Origin of the sequence: Aeromonas molluscorum, from assembly GCF_051376105.1 — a bacterium.
Taxonomy (GTDB): Bacteria; Pseudomonadota; Gammaproteobacteria; order Enterobacterales; family Aeromonadaceae; genus Aeromonas; species Aeromonas molluscorum.
In genome coordinates, this window is sequence record NZ_JBPQCY010000003.1 from 369332 (window position 1) to 390000 (window position 20669).

The 20669-nt window shown below is 59.9% G+C and carries 20 protein-coding genes and 1 riboswitch (1 of these 21 cut by a window edge); of the genes, 13 read left to right on the forward strand and 7 right to left on the reverse strand.

Going from position 1 to position 20669, the window contains the following annotated elements:
* The first annotated feature begins 61 nt into the window (after window positions 1–61).
* The gene (locus ACSMDR_RS20995; RefSeq protein ID WP_436469573.1) at window positions 62–766 is read left to right on the forward strand and encodes a 3-deoxy-D-manno-octulosonic acid kinase; all 705 of its coding nucleotides are present in this window, start codon (window positions 62–64) and stop codon (window positions 764–766) included.
* 158 nt (window positions 767–924) lie between these two features.
* Complete coding sequence (locus tag ACSMDR_RS21000) at window positions 925–1782, forward strand: GGDEF domain-containing protein (protein WP_436469574.1); 858 nt, start codon at window positions 925–927, stop codon at window positions 1780–1782.
* Between the two features lie 46 nt (window positions 1783–1828).
* Here ACSMDR_RS21000 and ACSMDR_RS21005 read toward each other — a convergent pair whose 3' ends face one another.
* Window positions 1829–2683 carry a carboxylate/amino acid/amine transporter gene (locus ACSMDR_RS21005; protein WP_005907400.1) on the reverse strand — a complete coding sequence of 285 codons (855 nt, stop codon included), beginning with the start codon at window positions 2681–2683 and terminating at the stop codon, window positions 1829–1831.
* Window positions 2684–2722: 39 nt separating this feature from the next.
* On the opposite strand from ACSMDR_RS21005, the gene ACSMDR_RS21010 reads away from it, so the two are divergent.
* A complete protein-coding gene (locus ACSMDR_RS21010) occupies window positions 2723–3202 on the forward strand; it encodes a DUF6314 family protein (RefSeq protein ID WP_436469575.1) in 480 nt (159 codons plus the stop codon).
* Window positions 3203–3280: 78 nt separating this feature from the next.
* On the opposite strand, the gene ACSMDR_RS21015 is transcribed toward ACSMDR_RS21010, so the two are convergent.
* Together ACSMDR_RS21015 and ACSMDR_RS21020 are read right to left on the reverse strand one after the other, a co-directional pair.
* A complete protein-coding gene (locus tag ACSMDR_RS21015; RefSeq protein WP_005907397.1) occupies window positions 3281–3442 on the reverse strand; it encodes a hypothetical protein in 162 nt (53 codons plus the stop codon).
* The gene (locus tag ACSMDR_RS21020) at window positions 3427–4323 is read right to left on the reverse strand and encodes a DMT family transporter (protein WP_436469576.1); all 897 of its coding nucleotides are present in this window, start codon (window positions 4321–4323) and stop codon (window positions 3427–3429) included. The genes ACSMDR_RS21015 and ACSMDR_RS21020 overlap by 16 nt, the downstream gene beginning before the upstream one ends.
* Before the next feature lie 99 nt (window positions 4324–4422).
* Here ACSMDR_RS21020 and ACSMDR_RS21025 point away from each other — a divergent pair, with 99 nt between their 5' ends.
* Entirely contained in the window at window positions 4423–5358 is a 936-nt protein-coding gene (locus tag ACSMDR_RS21025) for a LysR family transcriptional regulator (RefSeq protein WP_436469577.1), read from the forward strand.
* 71 nt (window positions 5359–5429) lie between these two features.
* Here ACSMDR_RS21025 and trpS read toward each other — a convergent pair whose 3' ends face one another.
* Together trpS and ACSMDR_RS21035 are read right to left on the reverse strand one after the other, a co-directional pair.
* Window positions 5430–6434: a tryptophan--tRNA ligase gene (gene trpS / locus ACSMDR_RS21030; RefSeq protein WP_436469578.1), complete on the reverse strand. Its 1005-nt coding sequence runs from the start codon at window positions 6432–6434 to the stop codon at window positions 5430–5432.
* Window positions 6435–6624: 190 nt separating this feature from the next.
* The gene (locus ACSMDR_RS21035; protein WP_005907393.1) at window positions 6625–7059 is read right to left on the reverse strand and encodes a universal stress protein; all 435 of its coding nucleotides are present in this window, start codon (window positions 7057–7059) and stop codon (window positions 6625–6627) included.
* A 385-nt stretch (window positions 7060–7444) separates the two neighbouring features.
* Here ACSMDR_RS21035 and fabV point away from each other — a divergent pair, with 385 nt between their 5' ends.
* The gene (gene fabV, locus ACSMDR_RS21040) at window positions 7445–8632 is read left to right on the forward strand and encodes an enoyl-ACP reductase FabV (RefSeq protein ID WP_436469579.1); all 1188 of its coding nucleotides are present in this window, start codon (window positions 7445–7447) and stop codon (window positions 8630–8632) included.
* Here the strand turns inward: fabV and ACSMDR_RS21045 are convergent.
* Window positions 8629–10431 carry a GGDEF domain-containing protein gene (locus ACSMDR_RS21045; protein WP_436469610.1) on the reverse strand — a complete coding sequence of 601 codons (1803 nt, stop codon included), beginning with the start codon at window positions 10429–10431 and terminating at the stop codon, window positions 8629–8631. The two genes, fabV and ACSMDR_RS21045, sit on opposite strands and share 4 nt — an antisense overlap.
* A gap of 192 nt (window positions 10432–10623) precedes the next feature.
* On the opposite strand from ACSMDR_RS21045, the gene ftnA reads away from it, so the two are divergent.
* The 8 genes from ftnA to murI all read left to right on the forward strand — a co-directional run bounded on the left by ftnA (window position 10624) and on the right by murI (window position 20450).
* Complete coding sequence (ftnA, locus tag ACSMDR_RS21050; RefSeq protein WP_005904983.1) at window positions 10624–11148, forward strand: non-heme ferritin; 525 nt, start codon at window positions 10624–10626, stop codon at window positions 11146–11148.
* A gap of 176 nt (window positions 11149–11324) precedes the next feature.
* A complete protein-coding gene (locus ACSMDR_RS21055) occupies window positions 11325–12509 on the forward strand; it encodes a BaiN/RdsA family NAD(P)/FAD-dependent oxidoreductase (RefSeq protein WP_436469580.1) in 1185 nt (394 codons plus the stop codon).
* 133 nt (window positions 12510–12642) lie between these two features.
* Complete coding sequence (gene leuE / locus ACSMDR_RS21060; RefSeq protein WP_436469581.1) at window positions 12643–13278, forward strand: leucine efflux protein LeuE; 636 nt, start codon at window positions 12643–12645, stop codon at window positions 13276–13278.
* A gap of 318 nt (window positions 13279–13596) precedes the next feature.
* Complete coding sequence (locus tag ACSMDR_RS21065) at window positions 13597–15270, forward strand: LytS/YhcK type 5TM receptor domain-containing protein (RefSeq protein ID WP_436469582.1); 1674 nt, start codon at window positions 13597–13599, stop codon at window positions 15268–15270.
* A gap of 46 nt (window positions 15271–15316) precedes the next feature.
* A complete protein-coding gene (locus tag ACSMDR_RS21070; RefSeq protein WP_436469583.1) occupies window positions 15317–16048 on the forward strand; it encodes a LytR/AlgR family response regulator transcription factor in 732 nt (243 codons plus the stop codon).
* Between the two features lie 109 nt (window positions 16049–16157).
* Window positions 16158–17348, forward strand: a complete 1191-nt coding sequence (locus tag ACSMDR_RS21075; RefSeq protein ID WP_436469584.1) for an L-lactate MFS transporter — start codon at window positions 16158–16160, stop codon at window positions 17346–17348.
* Between the two features lie 114 nt (window positions 17349–17462).
* Window positions 17463–17639: riboswitch (cobalamin riboswitch) on the forward strand.
* Between the two features lie 52 nt (window positions 17640–17691).
* Window positions 17692–19527: a TonB-dependent receptor domain-containing protein gene (locus ACSMDR_RS21080; protein WP_436469585.1), complete on the forward strand. Its 1836-nt coding sequence runs from the start codon at window positions 17692–17694 to the stop codon at window positions 19525–19527.
* A 131-nt stretch (window positions 19528–19658) separates the two neighbouring features.
* Window positions 19659–20450, forward strand: a complete 792-nt coding sequence (murI, locus tag ACSMDR_RS21085) for a glutamate racemase (RefSeq protein WP_436469586.1) — start codon at window positions 19659–19661, stop codon at window positions 20448–20450.
* Between the two features lie 4 nt (window positions 20451–20454).
* On the opposite strand, the gene ACSMDR_RS21090 is transcribed toward murI, so the two are convergent.
* A protein-coding gene (locus ACSMDR_RS21090) for an RNA recognition motif domain-containing protein (RefSeq protein ID WP_005904974.1) crosses the window boundary here: on the reverse strand, window positions 20455–20669 show its final stretch. Its footprint extends 274 nt past the window's final position; the window shows 215 of its 489 coding nt (coding positions 275–489); the start codon falls outside the window, past its right edge; its stop codon occupies window positions 20455–20457.

Sequence of the window (20669 nt, forward strand, 5' to 3'; positions counted from 1 at the left end):
ATTATGCAAACTCCACCATGGATTGTAAAATTGCGGCCAATGACTGCCCGGAACCCACCAGATGCAAATTCAAACCGACAAGAACCAGGTATGCTGGTTTGCCGATGAACTCTTCAACAATCCCTCGCCCAGACTATTCGACCCCGTCTGGTGGCAGAACCAGGGCAAGGTCGTGGGCTCGGCCATCGGCCGTGGTGTGACCTGGTTCGTGAAGGAGGAGTCGTGCCATCTGGTGCTGCGCCACTATTATCGCGGCGGCATGGTGGGTCGGGTGGTACGGGATCGCTTCTGGTTCGAGGGGGTGGAATCGAGCCGTGCCATGGCCGAGTTCAGCCTGCTGGATACCCTGAGCCGTCAGGGGTTGCCGGTGCCCAGGCCGTTCGGAGCACGCATGGTCAAGCAGGGCCCCTTCTACCGGGCCGATATTCTGATCGAGCGCATTCGCGGTGCCAAGGATCTGGTGGCCCTGCTCAAACGGGGTCCTGTCGCGGCAGAGATCTGGTTAGGGGTGGGTCAGGCAATACGCCGACTGCACGATGCCGGCGTCTATCACGCGGATCTGAACAGCCACAATCTGCTGCTCGATAAGGCGGACAAGGTGTGGGTGATCGACTTTGATAAAGGGGCCATCCGCGCTCCCGGCAGTTGGCAGCAGGCCAATCTGGAGCGATTGCTGCGCTCTTTCAATAAAGAAGCCCAGTTGCACACCAGCTTCCACTTTGTGCCGGAGAACTGGCAGACCCTGATGCAGGGTTATCGGAGTTAACCTCGGTGAGGCTTGAGGTGCGGTTCCGGCTGAGGGTCGCTTGCCCTTCCGAGCTGACGCGTTTTTTTCATCACAAACTCCTTGGTGCGGATTGCCGATCCCTTGCCTCGATGCTACTTATTGGGGTTCACACAAGTTTCATGGTTTAGAGGCGTTTGATGGATGTACTGAAGGCTCCGCTAGCGGACACAGTGACTCGGCTGGATAGTTCCCTGATGGCGGAGGCCATGCAATTGATGGATGCCTGCGTCTGGCGCTGGTCTCAGCCGCAGGCCATGGAGCGGGATCCATCCTGTCTTGCGTTGCTCGGTCTCACGCAAGATACCCTCGATGAGATGAGCTGGCTGGCACGGATACACCCGGATGACATGGCTCGGGTGCTCGAAGCATTTGCCGCTTGTCTGCATGGTCGGGACTCACTGCGTCTGGACTATCGCATCCTGCATCATGATGGCCACTATATCCGTCTCGATGAGCGAGCTCAGCGCCAGCCGGACGGCTCGCTGCTTGGGGTGGTGCGTCGCTGTCGCCATTCCCATTCCCCGGTGGCGGAGCAACAGGGCACGGATCCGCTGACCGGGCTCGAGAGCCGCGGTTATTTCGAACAGAGGCTCAATGAACGCCTCGGCCAGGAGAACGCCTTCTGCCTGCTGCAACTGACCGTGGATCACAGAGCCAAGATATTGCAGCTGTTTGGTGAAGCCGATTGCGACACCATGCTAGCCAAACTGGCGCGTATCGTGCGTCACGAACTGCGCAAGGATGATCCCTTCGCCCGCTGGGATGACGATACCTTCATCCTGATGCTGCCGGGGATAGAGCGCCTGGATGCCCTGGAGATCGCCGAGCGGTTACGGCTCGAAATTGCCGATGCCAGCCTGCTGCCGGAGCGGCCAGTCACCGTCAGCATCGGATTGGTGCAGCATCAACCGGGAGAACAGATCGATCATCTGCTGGCCCGGCTCGCCTCCTGCCACGGTCAGGCCCGTCAGGAGCACAATCAGGTCATCGGCTAGCGCGCTCCTCGCGGGCTAGGAAGGCCTGCCATGAAGAGCGCCGTGGTCAGGCGTGAACCGGCCGCCCGGGTCTGCACAGCCAGAGCGAGGCCAGCATCAGCAGGCCGCCAAGGGTGAGGCGCAGCAGATCGGTGTCGCGTCCCCACAGCAGCAAGTTGACCAATAGGCCCGCCGGGATCAGGGCGTTGTTCATGATGGCCAGCACGCCGCTGCTGACCAGGGTGGCGCCTTTGTTCCACAGGAAGTAACCCAGCCCGGATGCACCCACTCCCAGCCAGAACAAGATGCCCCACTGCAAGCCGGTGCTGGGATATTGTGGCTTGCCGAGCAGCCACCAGGCGGGCAGGGCGACAGCCAGGGCTCCCAGATAGAAGCAGCCAAACACCGCATGCTGTGGTGGCTGCTCTGGCTCACGGGCCATCAGCACCTTGTAACCCACCTGCCCCAGGGCGAAACAGATATTGGCCCCCTGTACCACCAGAAAGCCCAGCAGGTAGCGTTCGGTCAGACCATCGAAGCGGATGACGGCCGCGCCCAGCACCGCCAGGGCGGCAGCCCCCAGATAGACAGGTTTGAAGCGCCGCTCCAGCAGATCGTGGATCAGGGTGACATAGAGGGGGGTAAAGATAGTAAATACCAGTACCTCAGGCACCGTCAGCAGCAGGAAGGAGTGGTAGTAGAAGAGGTACATCAGGCCGAGCTGGATGGCGCCGAGGGCCATCAGCTTGAGAGCCAGGGCCGGGTGCAGCCAGCGCTTTCGCAGGAAGGGCAGAAACACCAGACTGGCAAGCAGGATGCGGGTCAGCACCGAGAAGTAGGCATCGACCTGGCCTGCGAGGTAGACACCGATCAGGCTGAAGGAGAAGGACCAGAGCAGGGTGACCCCTATCAAGTAGTTCATGTGTTTGATTTATCGTCAGTTGTCAATTTTGAGGGCGCTATGATGGCCGAGATGGAAGCTGTGATCCAGCGTTTATGGCAGCTGCTGCCACAGATAGGCGCATTTGAGTTCGAAGGGAATAATGGGGCGGGCTCGGCCACCGACTGGACGGGGCGGGGCGAGGGCAGGGTGCAGGTGACCTGCCATCAGGAGGGGTGGCTGTTTGACGAGCAGGGTCACTATCAGACGCCTCACGGCAAGGTGCTGGCCATGACGAACCGCTTCTGGTGGCAACGAACCCCGGCGGGCGTCAGCCTCTCTCATCTGCGTTATCAGAGCCCGGTGCTGCTGTTCGAGCTGCGTTCGGTGGCGGGCCGCTGGCAGACCCATGAGCCTCACCTGTGCGGCCAGGATCACTACAGTGCAGAGCTGGTGGAGGAGGCATCCGGCTTTCGGCTGAAGTGGCAGATCCAGGGGCCCCGCAAGAACGAGCGTCTCGAGTACCGCTACAGCTTGATGGATGCCGCATCGCCGCCATAAAAAAACCGGCGCAAGCGCCGGTTGGAGGACAAACCTTTTGCCGCATGGCTGAGCCGGCCGGGCGTCGAGCCAGAGAGATCAGGCATTGATGACCTGGCTCAGGATGGCTTGCAGCCGACGGTCAAACAGCCAGGGTAGCAGGACCATCAAGAGGCCGATCAAGCCTGCCAGCTTGTGGCGATACTGCCAGCCGGCAATCAGCACCAGGCCGCCACAGAGGGAGGTCAGGATGCCTGACACAGGCTTTCCCGACGATTGCGACGCTGCTGGGCCCATTGATTCATGGCGACAGATCCCAGGATCAACATCAGCGCGACCCCGGTGGTGGAGTGGATCTGCTCACCGAGGAAGAGGGCCCCGAGTACCACCCCAAACAGCGGCACCAGATAGTTGCTGAAGGAGGCGAAGGTCGGGCCAGCCTTCTGGATCAAGGCCATGTAGAGGAAGTAGACCAGACCGGTACAGAAGATGCCCAGCACCACCACGGCGATGGTGGCCTGTTGGCTCGGCAGGGTCAGGCTGTCGAGATCGATCAGGAAGGGGGCTGCAATCAGCAGCTGTATAGCCGAGGAGATGAGGATGTTGCGTGCCACCACCACGGGGTGGTCCTTGGCGAAGCGCTTGATCATCAGCAGACCGATGGCGAAGCAGCTGGCCCCGAACAGTATGGCCACGGCGCCGATCAGACCGGCATTCATGCCACCGGACAGCTTGGGCCAGAACAGCACCAGCACGCCGATGAAGCCGACAACCACGGAGAGCAGGCCGCTCTTGGTGATCTTCTCACCGGAGATAAACAGGGGGGCCATCAAGATGGTGACGAAGGGGATGCAGCCCATCACCACGGCGGCGATGGCACTGTCCACATATTGCTGACCCCAGGCCACCATGATGAAGGGGATGGTGGCATCGAGCAGGGCGATCAGCATGTAGGTGCGCCAGGGGGTATGCTCGCTCTTGAGGCGCATGAAGAGGCAGAGCAGGCCCAGGGTCAGGCTGCCGCACAGGGCCCGCCCGGCGGCGACCAGGATAGGAGGCATTTCGGCCACGGCCTGATGCATGAAGATGAACTGGGAGCCCCACAGCAGGCCGATGGCCAGCAGTAACAGATAACTACGCATGTCTTTCTCGTTGTCGATGATGCAATGAATGGGGGCATTCTAGGGACTCTGTTACTATGTAAAAAATGAATTGTTGGCATTAGCCTATGGTCAATATCGATGGAACTCTCCCTCGCCCGCCTCGATCTCAACCTGCTCACCCTGTTCGATGTCCTGATGCAGGAGCGCAACGTCACCCGGGCCGCCGAACGGCTGCATCTCTCCCAATCTACCGTCAGTCATGCCCTGGGCCGACTGCGTCAGGCGCTGGACGATCCCCTGTTCGTGATGAGCAGGCGCGAGATGATGCCGACCGAGCGTGCCAAGGCCCTGGCCGGGCCGGTACGCCAGGCGCTGGCCATGCTGGAGCAGGGGTTGCGCCAGGCCAAGGGGTTCGACCCTGCCAGTGCCCGCCGGGTGTTTCGCATGGCCCTGCCGGGGTCGGTGGAACACGGCCTGGTACCCGCCATGGTCGAGCTGCTCCATCGGCTGGCGCCCCATTGCCGCCTGGAGGTGTGCGAGCTGGCCGCCAGCGACTACGAGCGGGAGCTGGAGAAGGGGGAGCTGGATCTGGTAGTGGGCTTTGCCGGGGCGGATCATCTCTCCCCCCGCTTGTGGCGGGAAGACTGGTTCAGCAACCCCCTGGTCTGCCTCTCTCCCATGGACAGCGGCCTGCCCGAGCGACTCGGGCCTAGGGAACTGGTGAGCAAGCCCCATATCCACACCTCGAGCTGGGGCCACAGCCAGGCCATGGTGGATCTCTGGTTGGCGCGGTTTGGGGTGGAGCGGGAGCTGGGGGTGAGATTGCCAAGCTTCATGGCGGTGCCCCAATTGATGGCGTCCAGGCGCTATCTGGTGGTGGTGCCCGAGATGATAGGTCGTGACTTTAGTCGCGATTATCCGCTGCAACTCCATCAACTCGAGCCAGCCATTCCCATCGTCTACCTGATGGCGGGGCACCCCCTGAGTGCCCATGACGAGGCGATCCGCTGGTTCAAGGGGGAGCTGCATGCCCTGGCGCTGGCGCATTATGGCCTGACCCCCCTTGGCGGATAGCCCGCTGGCTTGACCTTGGCCAAGCGCCTTGCTCCCCCTTATGCAGTCGGCCATCGGGGAGCTGCGGGTGTTCAGCCGAAGTAATTGAGGCCCATGGCCCGCTTCACCTCGCCCAGCAGGCTGTCCGTGACGCCACGTGCCTGTTCAGTGCCCTGGCGCAGCAAATTGAGCAGTTCGCCTCGTTCGCTCATTGCCTGTTGCCGCCGCTCCCGCATGGGGGCGAGCAGGTTTTGCAGGCAGTCGTTCAGCACCTGCTTGCAGCGCATGTCCCCCAGGCCGCCACGTCGGTAGTGAGCCTTCATCTCGGCCACCAATGCCTTGTCCGGATGGAAGGCATCCAGATAGGTGAAGACGGCATTGCCCTCCACCTGACCCGGATCGCTCAGCTTGAGGTGATTAGGGTCCGTATACATGGCATGGATTGCTTGTTTGATCTCCGCCTCGGACATGCCGAGTTCTATGGTGTTGCCGAGGGACTTGGACATCTTGGCCTTGCCGTCGATACCGGGCAGGCGGCCGGTATCGCTCAGTATGGGTTGGCACTCGGTCAGCACCTCCTGCCCCACCAATCCATTGAATCGACGCACAATCTCGTTGGTCTGCTCCAGCATGGGGAGCTGATCCTCCCCGACCGGGACATGGGTGGCGCGAAAGGCCGTGATGTCGGCAGCCTGGCTGATCGGGTAGACCAGGAAGCCCGCTGGCAGACTGCGCGCGAATCCTTTTTGCTGGATCTCCGCCTTGACGGTGGGGTTGCGCTCCAGCCGGGCGACGCTGACCAGATTGAGGTAGTAGCAGGTGAGCTCGGGGAGGGCGGGCAGGGCGCTCTGCAGACAGAAGGTGGTCTTGGCGGGGTCCAGTCCGGCGGCCAGGTAGTCGGCCATGACTTCAAGCACGTTGCCCGTGACCTTGGCCGGGTCCTGGCCGTTGTCGGTCAATGCCTGCAGGTCGGCAATCATCACGAACTGGCGGTGAGTCTGTTGCGGCAGCACCCGTTGGCGCAGGGAGCCGACGTAGTGGCCAATGTGCAGTTTGCCGGTGGGGCGATCGCCCGTGAGTATGATGGGGGTTTGCATGTCACTCTCTCCAGTTGGGGTGAGCCGGGAGGCGACAAAGGAAAAAACAATGACCGCCTCTCGGCGGTCACGGTGTTTTCTTCGGAAAATTTTACATAGAAAAGCAGCGCCGCCTGTTTAGGAGCAGCACCACCAGAAATCGTGATTGAAAATGGTCATGTTCATGGCCAACCAAGCTACGCCTGTTCAATCACTTCTGCAAGGGCACGACCAGCAGGTCGCAAGGAACAGTGTTCATCAGCTGACGGGCGCTGGATGTCAGCAGGCTCCAGAAACTCTGGCGATGGCCGCAGACCAGCAGGTCTATGTCATAGTCGTGCACCGCCTGATTGACCCGTTCGCTGAGATCGCCGCAGATCACCAGCTTCTTCTCGATAGGGAAGTTGAGGGGGGCCAGGAAGGCTTCCAGCTTCTCCTTGGCCTCGGCGATCACCTGATCCTGCACATTGTCGATGTCGATATCTATCATCTCGGTGTAGAGATCCTTGAGGTCGACATCGACGTGGATCACCGACAGCTTGGCGCCGTTGGAGATGGCCCTGTCGACCGCCTTCTCGATCACCTTGCGGTTGTCTTCCGACAGGTCGATCGCGACCAGCACATGCTTGTAATGGGTTCCACTCATGGGATTCTCCTCACAGATATTCTTGTCACTATACCAATCTCTTTTGAAACTAAAATGTCATTCTCATCACAGCTTTATGTTCCTGGGGCATCCCGCGATTCTGCATTTGTGAGTCAGGCCCCTTTACCGTCATTGTGCGCCGATAAAATGAGCGGAAACATGAGGCGGGTCACAGCGGGCAACTTGCCCCTTCTCCTCGCCGGGCATAGGATGAGCCGGTGTTTCGCAAGGACCACAACATAACAAGAAGCATCTGAATACCGCTTTGGGAGCCTATGGCTCCCTTTGTTTTTTTATCGCCTTTTCTTGGTTGGGCGCTGCGCCATATCAAGGCCATCTCCTCCCCCGCTGGCTATGCTCAAGCCAGTTCCTTTGGAGAAGTGCCATGATCATCCGTCCCCAGATCCAGGGCTGTGTCGCCCGCAACTGCCACCCCATCGGCTGCCGCGCCGCAGTGGAACAACAGATAGACGAAATCCGCGCCGCGGGCCAGTTCAATGGTCCCAAGCGGGTGTTGATCCTTGGCGCCTCTTCCGGCTTCGGGCTGGCGTCGCGCATTGCACTCACCTTCGGTGCCGGGGCCGATACCCTGGGCATCTCTTTCGAGCGAGGCCCCTCCGACAAGGGGATCGGCAGCGCTGGCTGGTACAACAACATCTGGTTCAAGCAGGCGGCTGAACAGGAGGGGCGACTGGCCGTCAATCTTATCGGTGATGCCTTCTCGGACGCCATGCGCCAGCAAGCCATCGAGACTATCCGCCAGCAGTGGGGGCAGGTGGATCTGGTCATCTACTCATTGGCAAGCGGCTTGCGGGTAATGGCAGATGGCCGTCAGGTGCGCTCGGTACTCAAGAGCACGGGCCAACCCTTCACCGGCCTGGGACTGAACCTGGAGCGCTATGCCCTCGAAGAACAGACACTGCCGGTGGCCAGTGCCGAGGAGATCCGCGATACGGTTACCGTCATGGGGGGGGAAGATTGGCAGCTCTGGTTGCAGGCGTTGCAGGCCGCAGACTGCCTGGCCCCCGGGGTTCAGACGGTGGCCTACTCCTACATAGGTCCGCAGTCCACCTATCCCCTCTATCGAGACGGCACCATAGGCTATGCCAAGGAGCACCTGCATAGCACCGCCGAGGCGATCAACCTGCAGCTTGCCGATATTGGTGGCCACGCCTGGGTCAGTGTATGCAAGGCACTGGTGACCAAGGCCAGTGCCTATATTCCCGTGCTGCCCGTCTATCTGGGTCTGTTGATGGGGGTCATGAAGGAGCAAGGGTTGCATGAAGGGTGCATCGAACAGATGCATCGCCTGTTTGCCAGCAAGATGTACGGCGCTCAAGGGGTGGTGGCCGATGGTCATCGGTTGATCCGCATGGATGACCATGAGCTCAGCCCGGCGGTGCAGGTGGCGGTATCGGCACTCTGGGCCAAGCTGACCCCTCAGAACTTCGCGAGCATGGGGGATTTCGCCGGGCTGAAGCGAGATTTTCTGCAGCTGAACGGCTTCGACCTGCCCGGCGTGGATTACGAGGCACCGGTCAACATCAAGGCGCTCGGCGAGCTGCAACCCTAGGCCAGGCTGCGAGACAGAGTGACCACAGTTTGCGGCGGCGCCGCCAGCACCGTCTGGTTGCGCCCCTGGCGCTTGGCTTGATACATGGCCATGTCAGCCCTGTGGATGAGCTGAGTGAGCGTCTCATGAGGATCTTCCCGGCCAGCGACCCCCAGACTGATGGTCATCACGGGGCGACCGGGTTCCCGCTCGGTGGCCACTCGCTGGCGCAACTGCTCCGCCAGGTGCCAGCAATCTTGCGCCGGTAGCGGTATGGCAACCAGAAACTCCTCCCCACCCCAGCGGCCGATCAATTCCCGATCCGGTGCCCACTCCCCAAGTACCTGCCCCAGACGGGCAATGGCGACATCCCCTGCACCATGACCGTGCTGGTCATTGATCTGCTTGAAGTGATCTATGTCGATGATGATCAGGGAGAGAGGTCCCTCCCGCTGCCAGAGGGCCTGCAACCGCTCTTGCAGTGCGTGTCGGTTGGCGAGCCCGGTCAGCTGATCGAAGCTGGCCAGCCGGTAGAGACGGCGGGAGCTGCGATGCAGGCGGTGAGTGGTGATGCCGAGCAGCAGCAGGGCGCTGAGCAGCAGCATCACCAGCATCATCTGATAGTTGCGGGCGCTCTGCTGGTGGGCTATCTGCTGGCGCCGCCGCTCGTTCTCCAGTACCAGTCTGTGGTTATCGCTCTCGCTACGGGCCAAATCCATTTGCGCCTGGAAAGCGGCCGCGTGTTCACTCAGGGTTCGGTTGAAGTGCTGGCGATAGTCGGCGTGATAGTCACTGAGCCCCCGGTAGGCGGCGGCATAGTTGCCTTGCTCGGCCAGCAGTTCGGCCCTGAGCGCCTTGCCTGAGAGATCCAGGGTCTTGGCGCCATCGAGCAGTGCCAGGGCGCGACCTGTGTCGCCCTGACTGCGCAGAGCAGCAGCTCTGGTCGTCAGCAGACCGGGGGGGGCCGGGTAGCCGAGTTGTTGATACAGTGCATCAGCCTCATCCAGATGACGCAACGCCGCCGAGCCGTTACCTTCGGCATTGAGGGCCATGGCGAGATAACCCAGCATGGCGGCGCGATAGTCGGGGGATAGGGTCGGGTTGGCCAGCTGGCCATCGAGTAGCTGGCGGGCCCGTGCCGGGCGATCCATGTCGAGATAGAGTCGCGCCATGTTGGCTTTGATGAGGGTCTGACTGTTGGGTTCATTCAGACTCAGAGTACGCTGCAGAGCATCCAGATAGTGCTGCTCTGCCTCCTGACCTAGACCTATGTCGGCATAGAGGTTGCCCAGGGTGATGAGCAACCGTATGTACTGCAACTGAGCCGTCTTGCTCTCTTGTTTGAGCTGGCGTTTGAGCAAGAAGGCACTCTTGAGCTCGGCAATGGCAGATTGCAGCTGATTGGTTTTATAGAGTGCCAAGCCATTCAGGGCATGCCACTGAGCGCGCTGGGCTCCATCGCCTTGCAGTGCGGGCTTGAGTTGAGCGAGCAGAGTAAAGGCCTGATCGGGGGCGGCGGTATCCAGGACGAGAGCTATCTGATAGAGCTGGAAATCCCGTTGCCGGGATGACTCCTGATGGCTGGTGGCCAGCGCCCTGGCCCTGGCGTTATCGAGCTGGGCGCCCCGGTAGTCACCCAAGTGTGCCTTGGCCAGGGATCTGGCGTGAAACAGCTCCATATCCTGACCCGCCAGGGTGTCGAGCTGGCTGAGGTAGAAGGCGGGATCGCGTGCGGCGCGCCACTCAGCATCATTCAACAGGGAAGGATCGGCCTGCGCCTGGTTAAGCCAGCACAGTAACAGCAGAAAATAGCGGCGCATCAGCGAGGGTCCCAAATCATGGGCGCCATAATAAGGGGTACGCTTGAGTACAGCATGCTCCATCGACTCGCCATGCCCATATGGGGGTGAGGCTGAGACATTGGTTGAAACTGCAACAAATCCTGCGGCAAGTGGTTGATCCAGATCCGCTTCGTCGCGACAATCGAACCCAAATCACAGTGGAGAATCAGCATGTTGGCCCAAGCCATGATCGAGAAGTTGAACGACCAGATAAACCTGGAATTCTATTCCTCCAACCTCTACCTGCAGATGAGCGCCTGGTGCGAGGACAAGGGTTTCGAAGGCGCCGCCACTTTCCTGCGCAAACATGCGGTGGAAGAGCGTCAGCACATGGAGCGTCTCTTTACCTATGTGAGCGAGACCGGCGCCATGCCGATACTGGGCGCCATCAGTGCCCCTCCTCACGAATTCACCACCCTGGGCGATGTGTTTCGCACCACCCTCGAGCATGAGCATCACATCACTCAGTGTATCAATGGCCTGGCCCATGTTGCCTTCACCACCCAGGATTACTCCACCTTCAACTTCCTGCAGTGGTATGTGGCCGAGCAGCATGAAGAAGAGAAGTTGTTCAAGAGCATAGTGGACCGCCTCAACCTGGTGGGTGAGGATGGCAAGGGCCTCTACTTCATCGACAAGGAGCTGGCAGAGCTGGCCAAGGCGTCCCCTACCAGCGTGATGGACAACAACGCCTGATCCCTGGATGAGGCTTGCTTAAGTCTCCCGATAAGTCGTGGACACTTAATGTTCAGTCAGTACAATACGGCCCCCTCGTGGGCCGTTTCTTTTTTGGTGGCCTGGGGGGTGGTGATGGGTGGAGCCTGTGTATTGGCTCCTCTCTGGTAGATCTGTTTTAGGTGAGTGGCACTGTGATGATGAGAATTGATGTAGTGGTGATCGGGGCCGGTGCGGCAGGTTTGATGTGTGCCCAGCAGGCGGGGTATCGGGGTCGTTCGGTACTGGTGCTCGACAACGCCAAGAAACCGGGCCGCAAGATACTGATCAGTGGCGGCGGCCGCTGCAACTTCACCAACTATCAGACCGGGCCCCAGGCCTTTCTCTGCAGCAACCCTCACTTCTGCAAGTCGGCCCTGGCCCGCTACACCCAGCAGGATTTCATCGACCTGGTCGACAGGCACGGGGTCAACTATCACGAGAAGACCCTGGGTCAGCTGTTTTGCGACGAGAGTGCCAAAGAGATCGTCGACGTGCTGCTCACCGAGTGTGACTGGGCCGGGGTGAACCTGCAATTCCAGACCGAGATCCTGAGCGTTACCAAAAACGATGAGGGGTTTGTGCTCTTGACCAGCAAGGGGGAGATTGCGTGCCAATCCCTGGTGGTGGCGACCGGTGGCCTCTCCATGCCGAAACTGGGGGCGACCCCGTTCGGCTACAAGCTGGCCGAGCAGTTCGGCCTCGATGTGCTGCCGACCCGCGCCGGTCTGGTTCCCTTCACGCTGCATCAGGCCGACAAGGAGGCGTTTGCTTCTTTGGCCGGGGTTAGTCTGCCGGTAGCGGTCACCGCCGAGGATGGCACCCGTTTCAAGGAGGCCATGCTGTTTACCCATCGCGGCCTCTCCGGCCCCGCCATCCTGCAGATCTCCTCCTTCTGGCTGCCAGGGGAGAAGATCCATATCAACCTGCTACCGGATCTCGACATACTGGCGGCGCTGAAAGGGTGGGCTCAGGCTCATCCGGCCCAGGAGCTGAAAACCGTGCTGGGTCGCGAGCTGCCCAAGCGCTTCGTCGACATCCTGGTGGAGCTGGGTCAACTCAGCAACAAGCCGATGCGCCAGTACAACGAGCGAGAACTGGAGGCCATTGCCACCCTGCTGGGGGATTGGCAGATACTGCCGAACGGCACCGAAGGTTATCGCACCGCCGAGGTGACCCTGGGGGGCGTCGATACCAACGAACTCTCCTCCAAGACCATGGAGGCGCGTCAGGTGCCCGGGCTCTATTTCATCGGCGAAGTGGTGGACGTGACCGGCTGGCTCGGTGGCTACAACTTCCAGTGGGCCTGGTCGTCCGGCTGGGTCGCGGGACAATACTGCTGATCCTAGCCGCCTCATGCTAGAGGCTTGTACTTTATTCGCGCAAGGTTAGGATGGATCCATGGTCGATGGGGAGTGAGATGGTGGCCGTACCGTCTCCTTTCGCATCTCTTCGTCTTTGCTATTGGGGTGGAACATGTTTGAAAGCCTGGGTGTCATCAATGTCTGGACTTATTTAGTCGGCCTTTTTTTCATCATCATAGCCCCGGGCCCCAATTCCATTTATGTATTGCGTACCGGTGCCAGCCGCGGCATAGGCCCCGGTTATCGCGCCGCCCTCGGCGTCTTCGTCGGCGATGCCCTGCTCATCTTCTGCGCCTATCTGGGGGTTGCCTCCCTCATCCGTACCACGCCCCTGTTGTTTACCCTGGTACGTTATCTGGGGGCTATCTATCTGCTCTATCTGGGCGTGCGGATACTGTACGACAACTTCGTTGCCAGGGCGCAGAAGCACAATGCCGAGCCGGTTCAGGGGGAGAATTACTTCGGCAAGGCGCTGACCCTGAGCCTCACCAACCCCAAGGCGATCCTGTTTTACGTCTCCTTTTTCGTGCAGTTCATCGACTTCAACTATGCCAACACCTGGCTCTCTTACCTGGTGCTGGCGGGCATGCTGGAAGCCATGAGCTTCGTCTATCTCACTCTGCTGATCTTTGGTGGCACCCTGATGGCTCGCTTCTTCCAACGCAAAATCCGCTTGGCCAAACTGGGTAATGGTCTGATTGGTCTCTTTTTCATGGGGTTCGCCGCGAGGCTCGCCACCCTTTCCTGAGCGATGATTGCCTCACCTGACTTGATGTCGGGTGACGCTTTTTACTCTGTGCGCCTATCTTTCATCACCGCCAACTACCAAGTCAGGTACTGAGCGGGGTGTTGAGAGTACGGGCTTGGCCAACATAGCACTCATCCCTGTCACATTCGGATCTGATGCCGAGCCGGATGTAGCCATAAAGACCCCGCTGCAATGAGCGGGGTCTTTGCGTTTCAGGCGTGACGCGTTAATGTCCCCGCCTTGATCCTGGTCAGCGGGGCCCGGCCCCATAATCCCTATAGTAGGCCGCCAGTCGCGCACCGACCCCCTGAGGTATCCATGCTCGAAAATCAGATGATGTTGTTGGCGGTGTTCGAACGGGCGGCCCTGATGCTGATGACCCTGTTCTTCCTGACCCGCACCCGGCCCTTCCAGCGTCTGTTCCAGAAGCAGAACCACACCCCGGCCGAGCTGGTGCTGGTCGCGGCCATCTTCTGCCTGTTCGCGGTGTTCAGTACCTATACCGGCATTCCGGTGGAGGGGGCGCTGATCAACGTACGGATCATCGCCATCATCTCGGGCGGTATCCTGTTTGGCCCCTGGGTCGGCATTCCGGCCGGGGTCATCTCGGGTCTGCATCGCTACCTCATCGACATGGATGGCCACACTTCGATCCCTTGCCTTATCGCCAGCATCATTGCCGGTCTGCTGGCGACCTGGATCTATTTTCATTGCCGCAAGTCGCGGCTCTGGCTCTACGGCATTCTGGCGGGGATGTTTTGCGAAGGGTTGACCATGCTGCTGATCCTGCTGCTGGCCGAGCCCCATGCGGTCGGGGTGGATATCGTCAGCCACATTGCCTATCCCATGATCGTGGGCACCGTCTGCATCGGGCTCATCATCAAGCTGGTGCAGGATCTGGATGACGAGAAGGAGCTGATTGCCGCCAAGCAGGCCAAGCTGGCCCTCGACATTGCCAACAAGACGCTGCCTTTCTTCCAGAAGGTCGATCGCCACTCCCTCGGCCAGGTGTGTGGCGTCATCAGAAGCGAGATCCTGGCGGATGCGGTGGCCATCACCGACACCCGCGACGTGCTGGCCTACGTGGGGGTGGGCAAGGATTACTACGAGCTGGACGAGCACCACGCCATCAGCGACATGACCCAGCGGGCGGTGCTGCTGGACCAGATCATCATCAACAACGATCTGCGCCAATATCATCTGTCGGACTTCCACTCGGTCATCATCATTCCGCTACGGGAAAATGGCGCCGTCAGTGGCACCCTCAAGATCTACTACCGCCGGACCCACAGCATCACCAGCTCGTTGCGGGAGATGGCGGTGGGCCTCTCCCAGCTCATCTCCACCCAGATGGAGGTGTCTCGCATCGAGCAGTTGAAAGAGATGACCCGCAAGGCGGAGTTCACCGCGCTGCAGAGCAAGATCAACCCGCACTTCCTGTTCAATGCCCTCAACGCCATCTCGTCGCTGATCCGCATCCGGCCCCAGCAGGCGCGTCAGCTGATCGCCAACCTGGCGGACTACCTGCGCTACAACCTCAACAAGGGGGACGAGCTGATCGACATTCAGGAAGAGCTGCAGCAGGTGCGTGACTACGTGGCCATCGAGCAGGCCCGCTTCGGCGACAAGCTGGAGGTGGTGTTCGAGGTGGATGATGTCCACATTCAGGTGCCCTGCCTGCTGCTGCAACCCCTGGTGGAGAACGCCATCCTGCACGGTATCCAGCCCCGCAGCGCGCCCGGTAAGGTCACCATAGAGGTGAAAGAGTTGGCAGGAGGGATCCGGGTGGCGGTGCGCGACACCGGCTACGGCATCAGCCAGGCAGTGATCGACGGCGTGGCCGCCGGTCGGGTGGAGAGCCGCAGCATAGGCCTGATGAACGTTCATCAGCGGGTCAAGCTGCTCTATGGCGACGGACTGCATCTCAAGCGGCTGGAGCCGGGTACCGAAGTCTGTTTCTATCTGCCGAGCTCGGAGGCCATGCCATGCTGAAGACCATCATTGTGGAAGTTAAGTGTCTCACTCACGAGGCATTGTCATGCTGAAAGCCATCATAGTGGAAGACGAGTACCTGGCTCGCGAGGAGCTGGTCTATCTGGTTAGCCAGCACAGCACCATAGAGATAGTGGCGAGCTTCGAGGACGGGCTGGAGGCGTTCAAATACCTGCAGGATCACGAGGTGGACGTGGTGTTCCTGGATATCCAGATCCCCTCCATCGACGGCCTGCTGCTGGCCAAGAATCTGCACAAGTCGAGTCATCCGCCCCACATCGTCTTCGTCACCGCCTACAAGGAGTTTGCGGTGGAAGCGTTCGAGCTGGAGGCGTTCGACTATATCCTCAAGCCCTACAACGAGCCGCGCATCATCAATCTGCTGCAAAAGCTCGTGCTGGCGGGCAAGTCTCAGCCGGTGCAGGGGGTCGAGGGGAGCAGCCCGCAAAATCGCACCGTCAATCTGGTGAAGGGAGAGCGCATCATAGTCACCCCCTGCGAGCAGATTTACTACGCGGAAGCGGACGAGAAGCTGACCTATGTCTACACCCGCACCGATCGCTACGTGATGAACATGACCCTCAGCGAGTTTGTCAGCCGGCTGCCGGCCGAGGGCTTCTTCCGCTGCCACAGATCCTATTGCGTCAACATCAACAAGATCCGCGAGATAGTGCCCTGGTTCAACAGCACTTATCTCATCCGGCTCCATGATCTGCCGTTCGAGGTGCCGGTCAGTCGCAGCAACATCAAGGCGTTCCGTCAGCTGATGCGGCTCTGATTGTCATTCATTCCCGCCGATCTGCATTTCATGCCTTAATCGGCTGGCACGAGCTGCGTCTTGCCTATAGTGGCCTCAATTTCCTTAAGGCCATCGACCGAGACGCATCATGACCACCGATCTGAATCGCACCCGCTATCTGACCCTGATAGGTACCATCATCACCCAGTTTGCGCTGGGTTCCGTCTACACCTGGAGCCTGTTCAACGCCCAGCTCTCCGACAAGCTGGACGAGCCGGTCAGCCAGGTGGCGTTTGCCTTCGGTCTGCTCAGCCTGTCGCTGGCGGTCGCCTCTTCCATGGCGGGCAAGTTGCAGGAGCGGTTCGGGGTGCGCAATGTCACCCTGGGGGCCGGCGTGCTGCTCGGCATCGGCTTCTTCCTCACCGCCCACGCCAGCAATCTGGCCATGCTCTACCTCTGCGCCGGTATTCTGGTGGGGTTTGCCGACGGTACCGGCTACCTGATGACCCTCTCCAACTGCGTGAAGTGGTTCCCGGAGCGAAAGGGGCTCATCTCCGCCTGCTCCATCGGCGCCTATGGCCTGGGCAGCCTCGGCTTCAAGTACATCAACCTGCTGCTGCTCTCCAACAACGGCCTGGAGGCGACCTTCCAGCTGTGGGGATTGATCGCCATGTCCATGGTGCTGGTGGGTGGCATGCTGATGAAGGATGCACCCAAGCAGGCCGCTTCGGCGCAGCAGACCGAGAGCCGTGATTTCACCCTGGCCGAGGCGATGCGCAAACCGCAGTACTGGATGCTGGCGCTGATGTTCCTCACCGCCTGCATGAGCGGCCTCTACGTCATCGGCGTGGCCAAGGATATCGGCGAGAACATGGTGGGGCTCTCGACCGCGGTGGCCGCCAACGCTGTCGCCATCATCGCCATGGCCAACCTGGGCGGCCGACTGGTGCTGGGCATTCTGTCTGACAAGATGTCCCGCATCCGGGTCATCACCATAGCCCAGCTGATCACCCTGTGCGGCATGGCGTTGCTGCTGTTCGCGCCGCTCAATGCCAACCTCTTCTTCGTGGCGGTGGCCTGCGTGGCGTTCAGTTTCGGCGGCACCATCACAGTCTACCCCTCCCTGGTGAGCGACTTCTTTGGTCTTAACAACCTGACCAAGAACTACGGCGTCATCTATCTGGGCTTTGGTCTGGGCAGCATCATCGGCTCCATCGTGGCCTCCCTGTTCGGCGGTTTCATGGCGACCTTCAACCTGATCCTGGTGCTGATGGTGGTGGCGCTGGTGCTTTCCCTCACCATTCGTCCGCCAGCCCCCAAGGCCAGCTACGCCGACTGATCCTGAAGCTACTGATAATTCTGACAAACCGGGGCCCCATGGGCACCGGTTTCTATTTTCATGAGCAAAAGACGTATAGATGGCTAAATAGCTATACTCTTGTGCCACCCTTTCCTATAATCCCCCCGCTTTGGCGCATCATGCTTAATAGGGAATCCGGTGAAAATCCGGAGCTGGCGCGCAGCGGTAAGGGGGAACGAAGCGACATCCGGGCACTGCCGAAAGGCGGGAAGCCGTCGCCTAGGCACTTGGCCCCCGAGTCCGAAGACCTGCCAAAGTTCGTATTTCTGGCCGAGAGAAACCGGCCAAGGAATAGATACTTACGCGAACTTAAGGATCTGTGATGTCCAAGAAATTTTGGGTGGTTGCCCTGTTGCCGACGGCCGCCTTCGCCCAGTCTTCCCTGCCTGCCAATGACACCATGGTGGTAACCGCCAATCGAGTGGAACAACCTGCCAGCTCGGTGCTTGCCCCCGTGGTCGTGATCGAGCGCGCCGAGATCGAAGCCCGCCAGGTGCAGAGTCTGCCGGATCTGCTGAAAACCCTGCCAGGGGTGCAGATCACTACTTTGGGTGGCCGCGGCCATCAGAGCAGCCTCTTTATTCGTGGCACCAACTCCAACCACTCTCTGGTACTGATCAATGGCCGCCCCATCGCCGCCATGGTGACCGGCGCTCCCGACCTCAGCCAGATCCCGCTCGGCAACATAGAGCGTGTCGAATACATACGTGGCCCCCGTGCAGCCGTGTACGGTTCGGATGCCATCGGCGGCGTCATCAACCTGATCACCCATACCTCGGCCAAAGAGGGTGGAGAAACTCACCTCAAGGGCGGCGTCGGCAGTCATGGCTATGGTTTGGGTCAGCTGCGCAGCGTGCAGGCGCTGGGTGACAAGACTGATGCCAATCTGATGATCGGTTATGAGCGCAGCGACGGTTACGACGTCGTCGCCGCAGCCCAGCAGCCGGATCGGGATGGTTTCGACAGCCTGAATGGTCAGCTTGGTTTCAACCATGCCTTCAACGATGCCTGGAGTGCGGACATCAACGCTCAGGGTTACAACAACAAGACCGAGATGGACGATCCCTACCTCAGCTCGGATCAGAGCCGGGTGCAGGCGTTCCAGTATGATGGTGCCGTCAAGTATCAGGCTGACCACTTCAATAGCCGACTCGAGGCCAGCTATGGCGAGAACAAGCTGAAGAACTGGCTGGCAAGCCAGGGCGAGTCCTCCGCCAACCCAATCCACACCGGGCTGACCCGCTTCTCCTGGCTGAACAGCTGGAGCGGCGTCGAGGGGTTGGTGTTGACCGGCGGCGCCGACTGGCAGCAGGAGCAGTTGAAATCCGACTCGCGCAGCTATGGTCAGGCATTCGATGCCCCCGACCGTGACAACACCGGCTTGTTCGCAGTGGGTAGCTACCGCTGGCAGGCACTGCTGATGGAACTCTCTGGTCGTACCGATGACAACGAGCAGTATGGCCGTCACAACACCTGGTCTGCGGCCACCGGCCTGGATCTGGACCAGTACCACAATGTGCGGTTGAGCTATGGCACCGCCTTCAAGGCGCCGACTTTCCTCGATCTCTACTATCCGGGCTATGAGAATCCGGATCTGCAGCCAGAGGAGAGCAAGAACCTGGAGCTGGACTTCACCGGTCGTTATACCGCCTGGGACTGGTCGGTGAACCTCTATCGCAATCGCATCCAGAACCTGATCGCTTGCCAGAGCGCATTCTCCAGCTGCAAGCCGGATAACACCGATGCAGACATCAAGGGGATCGAGCTGGCATTGGGTCTGGATACCGGACCTGTCCACCACGAGTTCAGCTATGACTACACCCGTGCCCAGGACAAGAACGATGAAGATCGTCAGTTGTTGCGCCGGGCCAAGAACAAGGCCAGCTGGTTGGCACAGCTGCAGACCGGTCCCGTGGACTGGTCAAGCGAGCTGCTTTATACCGGCAAGCGTGATGACAAGGATTTCTCCAGCTTCCCGGCCGAGCGTGTCGAACTGGGCTCATATACCTTGCTGAACCTGGCAGCCAGCTATTCGGCGACCGCTCAGTTGACCTTGGGCGGGCGTATCGACAACTTGTTCGACAAACAGTACGAGTCGGCTGTCGACTACCCGGGTCCCGGTACCGAGTTCCGGGTGACCGCGGATTACAAGTTCTGATAACCCTGCTTATATAAGCAATTATAAGCAATCTTATTAGCACTCTAAAAACAGGCCCTGCCAGCAGCAGGGCCTTTTCTATTGGCGGGGAGCGGGAGTATGATCGCCCCTTCGTAGCATAGGGGGTGCAGGTGGCTAATATTCTGGTGTTCGATTCCGGCATGGGGGGGCTGAGCGTATATCGCGAGATCCGCCAGTGTCTGCCGGGCCATAACTATTATTACTGTTTCGACAACGCCAACTTCCCCTATGGCGAGCTGAGCGAATCCGCCCTGATTACGGCCTGTGTCCGCTTGGTAAGCCGGGTGGTAACCGAACAAGCCATCGATCTGGTCGTGATCGCCTGCAACACCGCCAGCACCATAGCGTTGCCCTCCTTACGCGCCGCCTTGACTATTCCAGTGGTGGGCGTGGTGCCTGCCATCAAACCCGCCGCGGCTTTGACCCGCAATGGGTGCATCGGCCTATTGGCGACACCGGGCACAGTGGCCCGTCCTTATACCCATGAGTTAATTGCCCAGTTTGCGCCGGGCAAACGGGTGCTGCTCAAGGGCGCGACCGAACTCGTGATCGAGGCAGAACGCAAACTGGCGGGAGAGGCTGTTGATATGGCACTGCTGCGCCATGTATTGGCGGATTGGCTGGAAGGGAGTGATAGACCGGATACGCTAGTGTTGGGATGTACCCACTTCCCTTTGCTCGACGCCGAGATCCGGCAGCTGATGCCTGATTGCCAGCTGGTGGATTCGGGGGCGGCGGTGGCCAAGCGAGTGACCCATCTGCTGAGCAGTCATGCCATGGCTGCGACAACCGGGATCCCAGCGGCGCATGCCTATTGCACACGACTTGATGAAGAGGCCAAAAAAATAACAGCCCCCTTGCAAGCTTGGGGGCTGTCTACCTTAACCGAAGTCCTGTTCTGAGAGATCAGGCGTCGACGTCGTTCTCACGTTCTTCTTTGTCCCGCTTGTCATTGGCTTCACGAACCTTGAGGGTGCGCTGCTGATACTCCTTATCATTGAGTGTCGCAATAGCCCTGGCCGCATCGGCAGCAGGCATCTCAACAAAGCCGAACCCCCGGCGCTTGCCGGTCGCCTTGTCTTTCATCAAACGAACCGAAATCACCTGGCCTTGCTCTGCGA

Excerpts from the sequence above, each read along its gene's own strand:
- ACSMDR_RS20995 (WP_436469573.1), top strand. The coding sequence starts at position 62 with ATGCAAATTCAAACCGACAAGAACCAGGTATGCTGGTTTGCCGATGAA.
- ACSMDR_RS21000 (WP_436469574.1), top strand. The coding sequence starts at position 925 with ATGGATGTACTGAAGGCTCCGCTAGCGGACACAGTGACTCGGCTGGAT.
- ACSMDR_RS21005 (WP_005907400.1), bottom strand. The coding sequence starts at position 2,683 with ATGAACTACTTGATAGGGGTCACCCTGCTCTGGTCCTTCTCCTTCAGC.
- ACSMDR_RS21010 (WP_436469575.1), top strand. The coding sequence starts at position 2,723 with ATGATGGCCGAGATGGAAGCTGTGATCCAGCGTTTATGGCAGCTGCTG.
- ACSMDR_RS21020 (WP_436469576.1), bottom strand. The coding sequence starts at position 4,323 with ATGCGTAGTTATCTGTTACTGCTGGCCATCGGCCTGCTGTGGGGCTCC.
- ACSMDR_RS21025 (WP_436469577.1), top strand. The coding sequence starts at position 4,423 with ATGGAACTCTCCCTCGCCCGCCTCGATCTCAACCTGCTCACCCTGTTC.
- trpS (WP_436469578.1), bottom strand. The coding sequence starts at position 6,434 with ATGCAAACCCCCATCATACTCACGGGCGATCGCCCCACCGGCAAACTG.
- ACSMDR_RS21035 (WP_005907393.1), bottom strand. The coding sequence starts at position 7,059 with ATGAGTGGAACCCATTACAAGCATGTGCTGGTCGCGATCGACCTGTCG.
- fabV (WP_436469579.1), top strand. The coding sequence starts at position 7,445 with ATGATCATCCGTCCCCAGATCCAGGGCTGTGTCGCCCGCAACTGCCAC.
- ACSMDR_RS21045 (WP_436469610.1), bottom strand. The coding sequence starts at position 10,431 with ATGCGCCGCTATTTTCTGCTGTTACTGTGCTGGCTTAACCAGGCGCAG.
- ftnA (WP_005904983.1), top strand. The coding sequence starts at position 10,624 with ATGTTGGCCCAAGCCATGATCGAGAAGTTGAACGACCAGATAAACCTG.
- ACSMDR_RS21055 (WP_436469580.1), top strand. The coding sequence starts at position 11,325 with ATGATGAGAATTGATGTAGTGGTGATCGGGGCCGGTGCGGCAGGTTTG.
- leuE (WP_436469581.1), top strand. The coding sequence starts at position 12,643 with ATGTTTGAAAGCCTGGGTGTCATCAATGTCTGGACTTATTTAGTCGGC.
- ACSMDR_RS21065 (WP_436469582.1), top strand. The coding sequence starts at position 13,597 with ATGCTCGAAAATCAGATGATGTTGTTGGCGGTGTTCGAACGGGCGGCC.
- ACSMDR_RS21070 (WP_436469583.1), top strand. The coding sequence starts at position 15,317 with ATGCTGAAAGCCATCATAGTGGAAGACGAGTACCTGGCTCGCGAGGAG.
- ACSMDR_RS21075 (WP_436469584.1), top strand. The coding sequence starts at position 16,158 with ATGACCACCGATCTGAATCGCACCCGCTATCTGACCCTGATAGGTACC.
- ACSMDR_RS21080 (WP_436469585.1), top strand. The coding sequence starts at position 17,692 with ATGTCCAAGAAATTTTGGGTGGTTGCCCTGTTGCCGACGGCCGCCTTC.